This window comes from Lysobacter sp. A421 (assembly GCF_054052145.1).
Genome location: NZ_JBSVRL010000001.1, coordinates 270,202 through 284,653 on the forward strand (window position 1 = coordinate 270,202; position 14,452 = coordinate 284,653).

The window sequence follows — 14,452 nt, forward strand, 5'->3', positions numbered from 1 at the left end:
ACGTTGACGCCGATCCTGTTCGTTGATCGCGATGGCACCTTGGTAGAGGAGCCGGAAGACTTCCAGCTTGATCGTCTCGACAAGCTGCGCTTCATCCCCGATGTGATCCCGGCGCTGCTGAAGCTGCGTGATGCCGGCTACCAGTTGGTGATGGTGACCAATCAGGACGGACTGGGCACGACGGCCTTCCCGCAGGCGGATTTCGACGGCCCGCACGAGCTGATGATGCAGGTGCTGGAGAGCCAGGGCGTGAGCTTCCGCGAGGTGCTGATCGACACCAGTCTGCCATCCGACAACGCGCCTACGCGAAAGCCGGGCATTGGTCTGGCGCTGCATTATCTGAAGGATCGCAGCATCGACTGGTCGCGCTCGGCGATGGTCGGCGACCGCGAGACCGACAACGGCTTCGCACGCACCCTGGGTGTTCGCGCGTTCCAGTTGCGCACCCCGCAATTCGGCGGTGACTGGGACTGGCCGGCAATTGCGCATGTACTTGCCGATGCGCCGCGCACGGCGAGCGTGGAGCGCAACACCCGGGAGACCCGCATCCGCGTCGAGGTCGATCTGGATCGCGTTGCCGAGCCGAGCATCGCTACCGGATTGGGATTCTTCGACCACATGCTGGAACAGATCGGCAAGCACGGGGGCTTTGCTTTGAGTCTGCACTGCGATGGCGACCTGCATATCGATGAGCACCACACCATCGAGGACAGCGCGCTGGCGCTCGGCCAGGCATTGCGCGAAGCCTTGGGCAGCAAGCGCGGAATCGGCCGCTACGGATTCACCCTGCCGATGGACGAGACGCTGGCGACGGCGGCACTGGATTTTTCCGGGCGTCCCTGGCTGGTCTTTGATGGCGAATTCCAGCGTGAGCGCATCGGCGATATGCCGACCGAGTTGGTGGCGCATTTTTTCCGCTCGTTGTGTGAAAACGCAGGACTCAACCTCAACCTGCAGGTGCGTGGCGACAACGATCACCACAAGGTCGAGGCCTGTTTCAAGGTCGTTGCACGCGCGCTGCGCCAGGCAATCAAGCGCGAAGGCAGCGAGCTGCCCAGTACCAAGGGTCTGCTGTGAGCAAGGTGGTACTGATCGATGCCGGTGGCGCCAATCTGGGGTCGGTACGTTACGCGTTGGAGCGATTGGGCACACAGGTACAGGTCACCTCCCGCGCCGAGGACATCGCATCGGCCGAGCGGGTGATCCTGCCCGGCGTTGGCGCTGCGGCTGGCGGCATGGTGCGACTGCGAGAGCTGGGTCTGGTGGAGGTGCTGCGTGACCTGCGGCAACCGCTGCTGGGGATCTGCCTGGGGATGCAGTTGCTGTACGACTCATCCGAAGAAGGTGAGGTGGAATGCCTGGGGCTGATTCCGGGCCGCATCGCCAAGTTGACCCCGGACAATCTCGCGTCCCGGGTACCGCACATGGGATGGAATCGCCTTCAGGTCCGACGAGAGGACCCTCTGCTCGCGGGCATCGATGACGGTGCCCAGGTGTATTTCGTGCACAGCTATGCCGCGCCGCTTGGCAACGCCACCCTGGCGAGCAGCCGTAACGGCCAGGAGTTTTCGGCCGTGGTGCGCAGCGGCAACCGCCACGGCATGCAGTTCCACCCCGAGCGATCCGCAGCGGTCGGCGCGCGCCTGCTGGCCAACTTCCTGTCGGTGTCATCGTGATGAACGACGAAAACCCCTTCCTGTCTGCCAACGCCACACCGGATCCCAACGCGGGTGATTCGGCGTTTCTGGTCTATCCCGCCATCGACGTTCGCGATGGCCATGTGGTGCGCCTCCGACAAGGCGACTACGCGCAAGAGACGCGCTATGCGGGGCTTCCGCAGGTCGTGGCCGACCGCTATGCCGACGCCGGTGCGGCCTGGCTGCACCTGGTCGACCTGGACGCAGCAAGGGCCGGTGGCTACACCTTGCTCCCGTTGTTACGCACACTGAAGTTCGAAACAGGGTTGCGGATACAAACCGGCGGCGGTGTACGCAACCAGGGCGATGTCGAGGCCGTCCTTGCTGCGGGTGCCGAGCGGGTAGTGATCGGCTCGTTGGCGGTACGCGAGCCAGAACTGGTGATTGACTGGCTGCACCGGTTCGGCAGCCAGCGGATCACGGTGGCGCTGGATGCACGCCAGACCGCCGACGGCCGTTGGCAATTGCCGACGGCGGGTTGGACACAGGACAGCGGCGAGCAACTGGAGCCTTTGCTGCGGCGTTACGCCGACGCCGGCCTGCAGCATTTGTTGTGCACGGATATCGATCGCGACGGCATGCTCGGTGGCCCCAACCTGGACTTGTACCGCCACATCCACGCGCTGGCGCCCGGCGTGCAGTTGCAGGCATCAGGCGGCATCCGTGATGTCGCCGACATTGCCGCTGCACGCGAGGCGGGTTGCGCCGGCGCGATCCTTGGCAAAGCGCTGCTGGATGGACGCCTGGCGCTGGCCGATACGCTTGCGGAGCAACGCGGGTGTTGAGCCGCCGCATCATTGCCTGTCTGGATGTTCGCGATGGCCGCGTGGTCAAGGGCGTGCGTTTTCGTGACCACGTCGACATGGGCGATATCGTCGATCTGGCGCAGTACTACCGTGACCAGGGCGCGGACGAACTGGTGTTCTACGACATCACCGCCAGCCCACAAGGACGCAGTGTGGATTGCACGTGGGTAGAGCGTGTCGCGCGGGTCATCGACATTCCGTTCTGTGTCGCCGGCGGCATCCGCAGCGTCGAGGATGCGCGTGCGGTGCTGCATGCGGGGGCGGACAAGATTTCGATCAACACCCCGGCACTGCAGCGGCCTGGGCTGGTGACCGAACTCGCCGATGCCTTTGGCGTGCAATGCGTGGTGGTCGGCATCGACAGCTTGCTTGACGCCGATGGCCAGTGGCGTGTGCGCCAGTTCACCGGCGACGCTGCACGTACCGAGGCGCTGCCGATGCCCACGCTGGATTGGGTGGTCGAGGCACAGCGTCTGGGCGCGGGCGAGATCGTTCTCAACTGCATGGGCAGCGATGGCGTGCGCGAGGGGTACGACATTGAGCAACTACGCGCCGTTCGCCAGGTTTGTCGCGTGCCGCTGATCGCGTCTGGTGGCGCTGGGGCGAGTGAGCATTTTGCTGCGGTGTTTCATCAGGCAGACGTGGACGGCGCGCTGGCCGCGAGCGTGTTTCATTCCGGTGCCGTCCGGATTCCCGCGCTGAAGCGGCACCTGCAATCACAGAACATCGAGGTTCGTCATGACCGAAGTTGATCCCGACTCCCTGGCCTGGGACCAGCGCAGCGGCTTGTTGCCGGTAGTAGTGCAGGATGCGTCCAATCTGCGTGTGCTAATGCTTGGCTACATGGATCGCGCCGCGTTGCGGGCGACGTATGACACCGGCAAGGTGAATTTTTTCAGTCGTAGCCGGCAAAAGGCGTGGTTGAAAGGCGAGACCTCCGGGCATTTCCTGGAGGTGGTCTCGATCCAGACCGATTGCGATGCTGACACCTTGCTGGTGCAGATCCACCCGCAAGGCCCAACCTGCCATCTGGGCAGGAGCAGTTGCTTCCCGAACGCTCCCGGCGATTTTCTGGTCGATCTCGATCACCTGATCAAGCAGCGGGAGTGCGAGCGCCCGGAGTCCAGTTACACCACGGGCTTGTTTGAATCGGGCCTGCGTCGGATCGCCCAGAAGGTCGGCGAGGAGGGCGTGGAAACCGCACTGGCGGCTGTTACACAGGATGACGTCGCTTTGGCCGGTGAGGCCGCCGACCTGATTTTTCATCTGCAGGTGTTGCTGCGCGCGCGCGGCCTGTCGCTAAGCGACGCCGTGGATGTTCTGCGCGCCCGCCACAAACCCTGATGAACGGCGCGACTGATGTGGCTCCTGCATGAAGCGATGTTGACCTCGGCGGGCGACCTGCACCTCTAAGCGGGCATGCCGCGCTGCTACGCTTCACGAACCACGCCATCGGAAACCGCGTCATGCCCGAGTCGCCCTTGCTGCCCGTCCAATCGTCATCGCTGTCGTCATGGCGGCGATGCTTGCCGGCGGTTTGTGTTGCCGCCGCCATCGCCATCGCGGCGATACCCGGCCATGCCGCACCGACACCTGCTACCGAGTTTTCCGGTAAGACTTTCCTCGACGGCAATGGCAACGGCACACGTGATCCGGGTGAAGCCGGTGTCGCGGGGGTCAAGTTGTCCAACGGGCGTGACATTGTCCACAGCGCCGCCGATGGCAGCTACTCGATTCCGATCCGACCAGGCGACACCGTATTTGCGATCAAGCCCTCCGAGTATGTGTTCGCCAAGCGGGATGACGGGCTGCCTGCGTTCTGGCAACACTACTTCCCGGACGGCTCGCCGACGCTGAAGTACGCGGGTGTTCCCAGGCAGTCCAGCCGGCGGATGGACGTGGCCCTGCACCCGATAAAGGCGCCCCCGGGCGATCTGGACGTCGTGGTGTTGGCCGATCCGCAGGTCAAGTCGCTGGCCGATGTCGACTATTACGCCCGCGACATCATCGCCTCGATCCGCGGCGATGCGCTCCATGGCGACGCGCCAGCCCGGTCCCCGGCGCAGTTGGGCCTGAGCCTGGGCGATATCGTCAATGACGATCTCTCGCTGTATCCGTCGATCAACACCCATACCGCATCGCTCGGCGTGCCGTGGCTGCATGCGGCGGGTAATCACGACCTGGATTTTGATGCGAGTCGCGATGAGGACTCGCTGCTCAGCTTTCGTCAGACTTTCGGCCCTGACACGGTGGCGTGGGAGGAGCGCGGGGCTGCGTTCGTCCTGCTGGACGATGTGATCTATCAACCGGGGCAAAAGCCGTCCTATATCGGCGGCCTGCGCGAGGATCAGTTCGAGTTCCTCCAGGCCTATCTGCCGACCGTGGACAAGAATGGCTTGCTGGTTATTGGCGCCCACATCCCTTTCTTCGACACCTCATCGATCCCGGGCACGGAGACATTTCGTGCGGCCGATCGTGAACGTTTGTTCGCATTGTTGAAGGATTTTCCGAACGTGTTGCTGCTCAGCGGTCACGGCCATGTGCAACAGCACGTTGATCACGGGGTCAGCAATGGTTGGCACGGTCGTCAGCCACTGCACGAGTACAACCTGGGTGCCGCCTGCGGCGCGTTCTGGTCCGGGGCGAAGGACGCGGCCGGAATTCCCGATGCGACCATGGCCGATGGCACGCCCAACGGTTATGCACGGCTGATGGTCGGGCAGGGCGGCGAGTACGCGTTGAGCTGGCATCCGGCGCGCCTGGGATCCGATGATCCGGCCCGCACGGCCGCCATGTCCCTTCACGCGCCGAAAGTGCTGCGTCGCGGCGCGTACCCGGCCTGGGGTGTTTACGCCAACGTGTTCATGGGCATGGACGATAGCCGGGTCGAATACCGGATCGATGAGGGTGACTGGAAGCCGATGCGGCGCGTCGAACAGGCCGATCCGGGCCTGCTGGCCGAGAACGTCCGCGACGACGAGGCCAGTGCCCTGCGCGGCTTTGACCGCTCGCCGGAAGCCAAGCCCAGCCGGCACCTGTGGCGTGGCGCGTTGCCGACCGACCTGCCGACGGGCGAGCACCGGGTCGAAGTCCGCGTGTTTGACCCGTGGCAAGGCGAGCAGCGGGGTGAAACCCGCTACCAACTGCAGGCCGCTACCGAGTAGCTTAAAGCGTCGGCTAGACGGCGCTGAACGATTCCATGCGGCGGTGGCCGTTGGCCTGTGCGGCCGTGCGCGGCTGCGGGTAGTCCTCGATGCGGTCGATCAGCACGGTGTCCATGCCGGCATCGCGCGCGGCATCCAGCTCGGCGACCACGTCGGACAGGAACAGGATCTCCGATGCGGGCAGGCCGATCGAGCTGGCGATTTCGCGGTAGCTGTCGGCCTCGCGCTTGCCACCGACCTCGGTGTCGAACCAGCCCGAGAACAGGCCGGTCAGGTCTCCGGCATCGCTGTGGCCGAAGAACAGCCGTTGCGCCGGCACGCTACCGGAGGAATACACATACAGCGGCATGCCATCGGCGTGCCATTGACGCAGGGCATCGGCGGCATCGGGGTAGATATGGGCGGTGAAGTCGGCCGACTGGTAACCCTCGGCCCAGATCATTCCCTGCAGCGCTTTCAACGCGGTGTGCTTGCGATCCTCGTCGATCCAGCCCTGCATCACCTCGGCGATCATTGCGTCCTGGCACATGCCGCCCATCTCGGTGGCGACCATGTCCAGCCACTTGCGCACCGCGGGTTCCTGGCCTCGTGCCTTGACGAAGCCGGGCAGCGCCCGCCGCGCATACGGGAAAAGAACGTCGCGGACGAACGAGATGCTGCTGGCAGTACCTTCGATGTCGGTGAGGATGGCTTTCATCGGCGTGCTCATCGGGCCTCACCGGGTTCGTGGCGCGGAAAGCGCTGGGCGATGTCGGTGCCGGTGAAATGGCCGACCCAGCCGTCGGGCTGCTTGAAGAAGCGGATCGCGATGAAGTCCGGCTCTGCGCCCATGTCGAACCAGTGGGTGGTGCCATCGGGCACCGAGATCAAGTCACCCCGTTCGCACAAGACCTCATAGACCTTCTCGCCCACGTGCAGGGTGAACAGTCCCGAGCCGGCGACGAAGAAACGGACCTCGTCCTCCTTGTGGAAATGCTCGTCCAGGAACGTTTTCCGGATCTCCGCGCGCTTGGGGTTGTCGGCCCCCACGCTGGCCACGTCCACGCTCTGGAAACCGTGTTGTGCGACCAGCCGGTCGATGTCGGCGCGATAGGCCTGCATGATTTTTTCCGGCGGGTCGCCGGGCGTGACCGGTTGGCTGGCTTCCCACTGCTCGAAGGCGACACCAATGGTCGCCAACTCACGGGTGATCGCGGCCTGGTCGCTGGTGGCCAGCAACGCCGTGGCCGGTTGCTCGTGGTTGAATATCCGCAGTCGGCTCATCGTTGCAGTTTCCTCAGCTCCAGTTCGCATCCCAGCAGGAAATCGAACGCCTCCAGGTGGCGTCGCGCCTCGGCCATGTCGGCCCCCCAGGCATACAGGCCGTGACCATCGATCAGATAGCCCCACATCCCACGGCTGTCGAGCAGCGCATCGACCTGGGCGGCGAGGGTGTGCATGTCCTGGCTGTTGGGCAGCACCGGCAAGTCCAGCATGGTGTCGTGGGTGGTGTTGCCCGTGAACGCCTTGAGCATCTCGTAGCCTTCCAGATGTACGTGGCCGATGCCGGCATACAGTCGAGAGGCGACGGTCTGGTTCTGCGAATGGGTGTGCAGGACGCAACCGATCTGCGCGGAGCGCTGGTAAAGCCGGGTGTGAAGCAGGGTCTCGGCCGACGGGCGCTGGTCGGTGGCGACCGGCCGGCCTTCCAGGTCGACGACCATGATCTGGGCCTCGGTCAGCCGGCCCTTGTCGCCGCCAGAGGCGGTAATTGCCACGTGCCGGGCGTCCAGCCGATGCGAGAAATTGCTGCTGGTCGCGGGGGTCCAGCCGGCAGCTGCCAGTTCGCGCACGTTGACGATGATCTCGCCGGCGCAATGCTTCAGCTGTTGCGGGTCGTAGGGCAGGGCAGTGTTCATGCCTCGATTCTAGCAATCCGGAGCGCATCTGGCCGTTGTCCGTTTCACACCCCGAAAACGACGACGGCGCCGTTGCCCGCGCCGTCGTCGTTGCCATCGGGGTCCATCGTCAAGCGGCGGGAAGCACCTTGCGTCCAAATACCCGGTAGGCGATCCAGGCGATCAGGGCCACGACCGCCGCCCCAAGCAGGATGACCGGGTCCGACGACCACAACAACAACCCGCAAGCGACCAGTGCACCCACCCCCAACAAGCGGTCGCCACTACTGGAGCGACGGGCCTTGGTGCCCATCACCAGGCTCAAGCCGGCGGCGGCGTAGGCGATGACCACCAGCGACACCACGGTGCCAATGATGATCTCGAACTGGCCGGACACGGTGGGCGACAGGGTGAAGAACGCGATGGCAGTCATCGACAGGCACACGATCACCAGACCCCATGCCGCCGCACCGCGGCGATTCATGCGGGCGAAGATACCGGGCAGGAACCCACGCTCGGCGGCGCGGGCGCCCGATTCACCGGTCACCATCATCCAGCCACCCAGGGTGCCGGTGGCCTTCAGCGCGGCCGCGGCCGCGATCGCAATGGCCGCCCAGGGTCCGAATATTTCGGCGGCAACCAGCGCGAACGGAGCGCTGGAGGCGGCCAGGTCCGCGGCCGGAATGATGCCCATCACCAGCACGGACGAAATCAGGTAGATCACGCCTGCGATGGTGATGCCCGCCAGGGTGGCGATGGGTACGTTCCGGTCAGGATTGCGGACCACGCCGGCGACCATGGCGCCCGTTTCCAGGCCGACGAAAGCCCAGAAGATCGGCGCCAGGGAGCTGAAGATCACCGAGCCGTCGGACTCGCCAGTGACGTTCCAGCCGGCGTCGTAGATACCGCGGTCGAAGCTGCCCCAACCGAACATCAACACCATGGCTACCGGCGCCAGCCCGAACACCACGCAGAACGACTGGAACTTCGCCACCGGTCGCGGCCCCAGCAGGTTGAGCGCAAACATCAGCCAGATCAGGCCGACCTGGCCGGCAACCTGCACCTGCGGGTTGCTGCCATCGAATGGCAGCAAGGTGACCAGATAGCCAAACGCGGCCACGGCGATTGCGTTGTTGCCGATCCACGATGAGGCCCAATAGAGCGTCGTGGCCAGGAAGCTGACGTCGCGGCCCAATGCCGGCCGCACGTAATCGTCGGAAGACTCCAGGTTCGGATAATCGCGGGCCAGTCGGGCGAACGCGCCACCCAGTACCAGCGCCAGCGCGGTTGCGAGCAGCCAGCTGATCGCGGTAACCGCACCGGAGCGGGCGAGGGTGGCCGGCAACAGGAAGAATCCGGAGCCGATCATGTTGTTGGCCACCAGGAAGGTGGCCAACACGGGGCCGATCTTGCGGACGCTCATTGCGGCAGGCTACCGGTTGTGCAGCTTGCTGTGGCGATAGCCATAGAGCCCGTAGATCAGCGCGCCGACCACGATCCAGCCCAGCAGCAACGGCCAGTGCGACTTGAACGGCTGCCAGAACAGGTACAGGCACGATGCGACGCCCAGCGGGCAGATCACGATCGCCATCGGCACCCGGAACGGGCGTGGCAAATCAGGCTGGGTGAAGCGCAGGATCAATACGCCAGCACTGACGGTGGCAAACGCCAGCAAGGTGCCCATCGACACGATGTCGCCGAGGAAGCCAACCGGCAGCAGGCCGGCCAGGATCGCGGCAACCACGCCGACGATGACCGTGCCGATATACGGCGTGCGGTACTTGGGATGAACCTTGCCGAACAACTTTGGAATCAGGCCGTCCTGCGCCATCGAGTAGAAGATCCGTGGCTGCGCCATCAGCATCACCAGGATCACCGATGACAGCCCGGCGATGGCCGCCAACTCGACCAGGGTCTGCAACCAGCCCAGGGTCGGGAAGCTGTCCAGTGCGGTGGATACCGGCTCCGGTGTGTTCAGCAGGCGGAAGTCCACCATGCCGGTCAATACCGCCGCCATCGCGATATAAAGCACGGTACAAACCGCCAGCGAGCCGAGAATCCCGACCGGCATGTCGCGCTGCGGGTTCTTGGCCTCGCCTGCCGCCGTGGATACCGCATCAAAGCCGATATAGGCGAAGAACACCACGGCCGATGCGCGGATCACGCCTTGCATGCCATAGGTGTCGCCACCCTGGTTTTCCGGGATGAACGGCTGCCAGTTTGCCGGGTCGACGAACTGGATGCCGAAGGCGATGAACAACAGGATCACGGTGACCTTGATCGCGACGATAAACGAGTTGACGAATGCCGACTGGGTAATGCCGACATAGCCCACACCGCTGACGGCGGCGATGATCAGCACCGCTGGCAGGTTGACCAGCGCGCCGGTGCCGATGAACTTCTGGGTGGCGGCATCGAAGGTGTATGGCGCACTTGCCAACGCCGCCGGCAGGGCCAGGTTGAAGTTGCTCAGGAACGCGTTGAGGTAGCCGGACCAACCGACCGCTACCGTGGACGCGGCAAACAGGTATTCCAGTATCAGACACCAACCGATGAACCAGGCGACCGCCTCACCCAGGGTGGCGTAGGAGTAGGAGTAGGCGCTGCCCGAGACCGGCAGCATTGCCGCGAACTCGGCGTAGCACAGCCCGGCGAATGCGCAGGCGATGCCGGCGAAGATGAAACTGAGCATCACCGCAGGTCCGGCGTACTCGGCCGCGGCCTGGCCGGTCAGCACGAAAATCCCTGCGCCAATCACGGCTCCGACGCCGAGCAGTACCAGCTGGCTGCGAGTCAGGGTGCGCTTGAGTGTAACTTCGCCCTCAAGGCTGCCCTCGAATGGCTCGCCTGCATCGACGTGTCCTGCCGGTGCAATCGGCTTGGTGACTAACAGTTCCTTGAGCATCCGGATCCCCAGCTGATTGTCGACAATCGCGATGACTGCCGTGAGTGCTATACCGACGCGTACCACGTGCGAAGGGGCGCGGGCCACCTTACCCCAGCGGAGAAACGTCCGGCAAGCCGGCTTGCGGCGCCCATCACAGTCGATAACATCGGGTAGTAACCAGCCCTCAGGACGTACCCCGGCGTATGCACGCAACCCCCCAAACCCATCCTTCTGCCAACCCGGCCATCGACACGCTTCGGCTGGAGTTGGACCGTTACTGCCAGCGTTGGCCCGACGAAACCGGAGTGGTCGGGCAGTTCCAGCAGTTGTTGGACGACGCCGACGATCCGTTCGTACGCGGCCGGTTGGCGGGCCACTTCACCGGCTCGAGTTGGTTGGTGGACCGCACCGGCACGCGGGTGCTGCTGACCCACCATCGCAAGCTGGGTCGCTGGCTGCAGCTGGGAGGCCACGCCGATGGCGACCGTGACCTGTCGCAGGTCGCGCTGCGCGAAGCCGAGGAGGAATCCGGCCTGACCGGGCTGCGGGTCGAACCCGCGTTGTTCGACCTGGACCGTCACTGGATCGGCGAGCGCCGGGGCGTGCCGGGGCATTGGCATTACGACGCGCGATACATCGTCCATGCCGGCGCGGATGAGGACTACATCATCAGCGCCGAGTCGCTCGACCTGCAATGGCGCGATATCGCCGGCATTGCCAGCGAAGCATCGACGGATCCGTCGCTTAGGCGCATGGCATGCAAGTGGCTGGAGCGCCGGTGAGCGCCCGCGGCAATGGCCGCTGTACCGGAACGATCAGTACAGCACGCGCGTGCGCAGGGTGCCGGTAATCGCCGACAGCAGCGCCCTGAGTTCTGTCGCCTGTGCCTCGCTGGCGCTGATGTCGATCACCACGTAGCCCACGTCCGCGTCGGTGCGCAGGAACTGACCGTCGATGTTGACGCCACGCTGGGAGAAGATCTCGTTGACTTGCGACATCACGCCCGGCACGTTGCGGTGGATATGCAGCAAACGCAGGCTTCCGGTGTGCTCGGGCAGGGTGACTTCGGGGAAGTTGACCGCTGACAGGGTTGACCCGTTGTCGCTGTAGCGGATCAGCTTGGAGGCGACCTCCAACCCGATATTGTCTTGCGCCTCCAGCGTGCTGCCGCCGATATGCGGGGTGAGGATCGCGTTGTCGATGCCGACCAGGGGCGAGCTGAAAACGTCATTGTTGCTGCTCGGCTCCGCCGGGAACACGTCCACCGCCGCGCCGCCGATGTGGCCGGATTTCAGGGCATCGGCAAGCGCATCGATATCGACCACCTTGCCCCGGGAGGCATTGATCAGGTGCGCGCCCGGACGCATCCGGGCGATCTGCTGCGCACCGATGAGATCACGGGTGGCCGGGGTCTCCGGCACATGCAGCGTCACCACTTCGCTGCGCGCCAGCAAGTCCTCCAGGCTGGCGGCCTCGCGCGCGTTGCCCAACGTCAACTTGGGTTCGATATCGTGGAACAGCACCTGCATTCCCAGTGCCTCGGCGATCACGCCGACCTGGGTGCCAATGTGGCCATAGCCGACGATGCCGATGGTCTTGCCGCGGATCTCGTGGCTGCCGATGGCCGACTTGGACCAACCACCCCGATGACAGCTCGCGCTCTTCTGCGCGATTCCGCGCATCAGCATGATCGCCTCGGCAATGACCAGCTCGGCCACGCTGCGGGTGTTGGAGTAGGGCGCGTTGAACACCGGGATGCCGAGCTTTTCGGCCGCATCCAGGTCGACCTGGCTGGTACCGATGCAGAAGCAGCCGATTGCCATCAGTCGCCGCGCTTGGCCCAACACCTCGGCCGTCAACTGGGTGCGCGAGCGGATGCCGATGATGTGCGCCTGGGCGATCTGACGCTTCAGCTCGTCGTCGGGCAGCGCCTTGTCGTGGATCTGTATCTGCGCGTAGCCGGCGGCGCGGAATTTTTCTATGGCGTTCTGGCTGACGCCTTCCAGCATCAATACGCGGATGTCGTTTTTCGGGTACGAGGTGGTGGGGGTCACGGACGGGACTCATTGAACAGAGAACCGAATATCGCAGAAACCCCGGTGGTTTGCTGCGTCGCACCACTGGACGTGCGGCTGGTGCTGCTGGCAGGCTGAAGTCCCATCGCGCTGCAGCGACCATTTGATGAACGACCCGCGCTTGAACACCTTGCTGGCAACCATTCCCGGTTTGCAGGTCAAGACCGACCCGGACGACCTGGAGTACTACGGTCGCGACTGGACCCGGCGGTGGACGCCGTCACCACTTGCAGTCGTGTTGCCTGCAAGCATCGAGCAGGTGCAAGCGGTCGTGCGCTGGGCCAACCAGCATGGCGTGGGAATCGTGCCGTCGGGCGGACGCACCGGACTGTCGGGCGGCGCAGTCGCGGCCAATGGCGAGCTGGTGGTCAGCCTGGAACGGATGACCAAGGTGGTGGAGTTCGACCCCATCGACCGCACCTTGACCGTGCAGCCAGGCATCGCGCTGGAAGCCGTGCACCAGGCGGCGCGCGAGCAGGGTTTGCTCTACCCGGTGGATTTCGCCGCACGTGGCTCGTGCTCCATTGGCGGGAACATTGCCACCAATGCCGGCGGTATCCGGGTGATCCGCCATGGCAACACCCGCGAGTGGATCGCCGGGCTGAAGGTGGTAACCGGTGGCGGCGAGTTGCTGGAGCTCAACCGCGGGCTGGTCAAGAATTCCAGTGGCTACGACCTGCGCCACCTGTTCGTCGGCTCCGAGGGCACCCTGGGCATCGTGGTCGAGGCGAGCTTGCGGCTGACCGACCTGCCGCCGCCGTCAAGCGTCATGTTGCTGGCGCTGCCATCGTTCGGGAAATTGATGCAGGTATTTGCGGCCTTCCGTGAGCGGCTGCCATTGGAAGCGTTCGAGTTTTTCACCCACGTGGCAATGCGTCATGTCGTTGAGGGTGGCGCGCAAGACCCGTTTGACGAGTCGTACCCGTACTACGTGCTGGCCGAATTCGCCGTCGGTGACGAAGCCCGGCAGGCTGCTGCGCTGGGAGCATTCGAGCATTGCCTGGAAGCGGGCTGGGTCAGCGATGGCGTGATCAGCCAGAGCGATGCCCAGGCCGCCGGATTGTGGCGACTGCGCGAGGGCATTACCGAGAGCCTGGCGCGCTACCGGCCCTACAAGAACGACGTCTCGGTCAGACTCTCCGCGATGCAGCCGTTCCTGGCCGAAACCCAGGCACTGCTGGCGCGTGAGTACCCGGATTTCGAGGTGGTCTGGTTCGGCCATATCGGCGATGGCAACCTGCATATCAACATACTGGCGCCTGATGACATGGCGACCGATGATTTCGTGGCCCAGTGCACGCGGGTGACCGACCTGCTGGCGGCGTGCCTGCAGCGCCACGGCGGCAGCATTTCTGCCGAGCATGGTATCGGTCTGGTCAAGAAGCCTTGGCTGGACAGCACCCGGTCGGCGGCGGAAATCGAAGTGATGCGTGGCATAAAACGCGTGCTGGACCCGGCAGGCATCATGAATCCGGGCAAGTTGTTCGATCCGGGACCGTCCCTGGAAGATACGCAGCCGCCTAGCTGAACGTCCGCAATACCGGCGTTGCCAGCCGATAACATCGGTCGTGCCGCAGGCGGGTAACCTGCAACCGCCATTCTCTTGCTTGCCCCCAATGGAACCCAATCGATGACCATTCACTCTCGCCTGCTTTGTGTCCTGCTGCTTGCCAGCGCCTCTTCGATCGCTTCGGCGTCCAGCTTCTACACGCTCTCCGAAGCGATAAGCGGCGCCGTTGGTGGTACTTCCGCGACCAGCAGTTCAGCCGGCGACGACAAGATCGTCATCGCTGCGCGCGACGATGCCGCCAGCTTCGTGGCCACCGACGGTGATATCCGCGGCGTGCACCTGGAAGCGGCGTTCGTGCGGTTGCGCGGGCAGTTGCAGCAGGCGCGTGACGCCAGCGACCTTGAACTGGCACGGGCCATCCTCGCGTTGTGATCCC

General features: G+C 64.5%; 15 protein-coding genes. 9 read left to right on the forward strand and 6 right to left on the reverse strand.

The genetic code is table 11. From position 1 onward, the window contains the following. Nucleotides 1-3: 3 nt before the first annotated feature. From hisB to ACW7G6_RS01285, 6 genes are all read left to right on the forward strand, one after another. Nucleotides 4-1,077: a bifunctional histidinol-phosphatase/imidazoleglycerol-phosphate dehydratase HisB gene (gene hisB / locus ACW7G6_RS01260; RefSeq protein ID WP_456979865.1), complete on the forward strand. Its 1,074-nt coding sequence runs from the start codon at nucleotides 4-6 to the stop codon at nucleotides 1,075-1,077. After that, on the forward strand, nucleotides 1,074-1,676 hold the full coding sequence (hisH, locus tag ACW7G6_RS01265; RefSeq protein ID WP_456979078.1) for an imidazole glycerol phosphate synthase subunit HisH: 603 nt from the start codon (nucleotides 1,074-1,076) through the stop codon (nucleotides 1,674-1,676). Before hisB ends, hisH begins: the two co-directional genes overlap by 4 nt. After that, on the forward strand, nucleotides 1,676-2,482 hold the full coding sequence (gene hisA / locus ACW7G6_RS01270) for a 1-(5-phosphoribosyl)-5-[(5-phosphoribosylamino)methylideneamino]imidazole-4-carboxamide isomerase (RefSeq protein ID WP_456979079.1): 807 nt from the start codon (nucleotides 1,676-1,678) through the stop codon (nucleotides 2,480-2,482). The genes hisH and hisA overlap by 1 nt, the downstream gene beginning before the upstream one ends. Beyond that, entirely contained in the window at nucleotides 2,476-3,255 is a 780-nt protein-coding gene (gene hisF, locus ACW7G6_RS01275; RefSeq protein ID WP_456979080.1) for an imidazole glycerol phosphate synthase subunit HisF, read from the forward strand. The genes hisA and hisF overlap by 7 nt, the downstream gene beginning before the upstream one ends. Beyond that, nucleotides 3,242-3,847 (forward strand): bifunctional phosphoribosyl-AMP cyclohydrolase/phosphoribosyl-ATP diphosphatase HisIE, encoded by a 606-nt coding sequence (gene hisIE / locus ACW7G6_RS01280; RefSeq protein ID WP_456979081.1) that lies wholly within the window; start codon nucleotides 3,242-3,244, stop codon nucleotides 3,845-3,847. The genes hisF and hisIE overlap by 14 nt, the downstream gene beginning before the upstream one ends. A gap of 122 nt (nucleotides 3,848-3,969) precedes the next feature. Then, a complete protein-coding gene (locus ACW7G6_RS01285; protein WP_456979082.1) occupies nucleotides 3,970-5,667 on the forward strand; it encodes a calcineurin-like phosphoesterase C-terminal domain-containing protein in 1,698 nt (565 codons plus the stop codon). Between the two features lie 13 nt (nucleotides 5,668-5,680). On the opposite strand, the gene mtnC is transcribed toward ACW7G6_RS01285, so the two are convergent. The 5 genes from mtnC to ACW7G6_RS01310 all read right to left on the reverse strand — a co-directional run bounded on the left by mtnC (nucleotide 5,681) and on the right by ACW7G6_RS01310 (nucleotide 10,449). Beyond that, nucleotides 5,681-6,364, reverse strand: a complete 684-nt coding sequence (gene mtnC / locus ACW7G6_RS01290; RefSeq protein ID WP_456979083.1) for an acireductone synthase — start codon at nucleotides 6,362-6,364, stop codon at nucleotides 5,681-5,683. Between the two features lie 8 nt (nucleotides 6,365-6,372). Beyond that, the gene (locus tag ACW7G6_RS01295; RefSeq protein WP_456979084.1) at nucleotides 6,373-6,930 is read right to left on the reverse strand and encodes a 1,2-dihydroxy-3-keto-5-methylthiopentene dioxygenase; all 558 of its coding nucleotides are present in this window, start codon (nucleotides 6,928-6,930) and stop codon (nucleotides 6,373-6,375) included. Then, nucleotides 6,927-7,565 (reverse strand): methylthioribulose 1-phosphate dehydratase, encoded by a 639-nt coding sequence (locus tag ACW7G6_RS01300; protein ID WP_456979085.1) that lies wholly within the window; start codon nucleotides 7,563-7,565, stop codon nucleotides 6,927-6,929. Before ACW7G6_RS01300 ends, ACW7G6_RS01295 begins: the two co-directional genes overlap by 4 nt. 109 nt (nucleotides 7,566-7,674) lie before the next feature. Beyond that, entirely contained in the window at nucleotides 7,675-8,967 is a 1,293-nt protein-coding gene (locus ACW7G6_RS01305; RefSeq protein WP_456979086.1) for an amino acid permease, read from the reverse strand. A gap of 9 nt (nucleotides 8,968-8,976) precedes the next feature. Continuing rightward, on the reverse strand, nucleotides 8,977-10,449 hold the full coding sequence (locus tag ACW7G6_RS01310; RefSeq protein ID WP_456979087.1) for an amino acid permease: 1,473 nt from the start codon (nucleotides 10,447-10,449) through the stop codon (nucleotides 8,977-8,979). Nucleotides 10,450-10,634: 185 nt separating this feature from the next. On the opposite strand from ACW7G6_RS01310, the gene ACW7G6_RS01315 reads away from it, so the two are divergent. Next, the gene (locus ACW7G6_RS01315; protein ID WP_456997379.1) at nucleotides 10,635-11,213 is read left to right on the forward strand and encodes an NUDIX hydrolase; all 579 of its coding nucleotides are present in this window, start codon (nucleotides 10,635-10,637) and stop codon (nucleotides 11,211-11,213) included. Between the two features lie 33 nt (nucleotides 11,214-11,246). Here ACW7G6_RS01315 and serA read toward each other — a convergent pair whose 3' ends face one another. Further along, entirely contained in the window at nucleotides 11,247-12,485 is a 1,239-nt protein-coding gene (gene serA, locus ACW7G6_RS01320) for a phosphoglycerate dehydrogenase (RefSeq protein WP_456997380.1), read from the reverse strand. Nucleotides 12,486-12,612: 127 nt separating this feature from the next. Here serA and ACW7G6_RS01325 point away from each other — a divergent pair, with 127 nt between their 5' ends. Then, nucleotides 12,613-14,034, forward strand: coding sequence for an FAD-binding oxidoreductase (locus ACW7G6_RS01325; protein WP_456997381.1), 1,422 nt, complete (start codon nucleotides 12,613-12,615; stop codon nucleotides 14,032-14,034). Between the two features lie 102 nt (nucleotides 14,035-14,136). Next, nucleotides 14,137-14,448 (forward strand): DUF2388 domain-containing protein, encoded by a 312-nt coding sequence (locus ACW7G6_RS01330; protein ID WP_456979091.1) that lies wholly within the window; start codon nucleotides 14,137-14,139, stop codon nucleotides 14,446-14,448. The last annotated feature ends 4 nt before the right edge of the window (nucleotides 14,449-14,452 follow it).

Bases quoted from the DNA above. Each gene is read 5' to 3' on its own strand.
- ACW7G6_RS01315 (WP_456997379.1), top strand. From the start codon at position 10,635: ATGCACGCAACCCCCCAAACCCATCCTTCTGCCAACCCGGCCATCGAC.
- ACW7G6_RS01300 (WP_456979085.1), bottom strand. From the start codon at position 7,565: ATGAACACTGCCCTGCCCTACGACCCGCAACAGCTGAAGCATTGCGCC.
- ACW7G6_RS01305 (WP_456979086.1), bottom strand. From the start codon at position 8,967: ATGAGCGTCCGCAAGATCGGCCCCGTGTTGGCCACCTTCCTGGTGGCC.
- hisA (WP_456979079.1), top strand. From the start codon at position 1,676: ATGAACGACGAAAACCCCTTCCTGTCTGCCAACGCCACACCGGATCCC.
- hisIE (WP_456979081.1), top strand. From the start codon at position 3,242: ATGACCGAAGTTGATCCCGACTCCCTGGCCTGGGACCAGCGCAGCGGC.
- ACW7G6_RS01285 (WP_456979082.1), top strand. From the start codon at position 3,970: ATGCCCGAGTCGCCCTTGCTGCCCGTCCAATCGTCATCGCTGTCGTCA.
- mtnC (WP_456979083.1), bottom strand. From the start codon at position 6,364: ATGAAAGCCATCCTCACCGACATCGAAGGTACTGCCAGCAGCATCTCG.
- ACW7G6_RS01310 (WP_456979087.1), bottom strand. From the start codon at position 10,449: ATGCTCAAGGAACTGTTAGTCACCAAGCCGATTGCACCGGCAGGACAC.
- ACW7G6_RS01325 (WP_456997381.1), top strand. From the start codon at position 12,613: ATGAACGACCCGCGCTTGAACACCTTGCTGGCAACCATTCCCGGTTTG.
- ACW7G6_RS01330 (WP_456979091.1), top strand. From the start codon at position 14,137: ATGACCATTCACTCTCGCCTGCTTTGTGTCCTGCTGCTTGCCAGCGCC.
- ACW7G6_RS01295 (WP_456979084.1), bottom strand. From the start codon at position 6,930: ATGAGCCGACTGCGGATATTCAACCACGAGCAACCGGCCACGGCGTTG.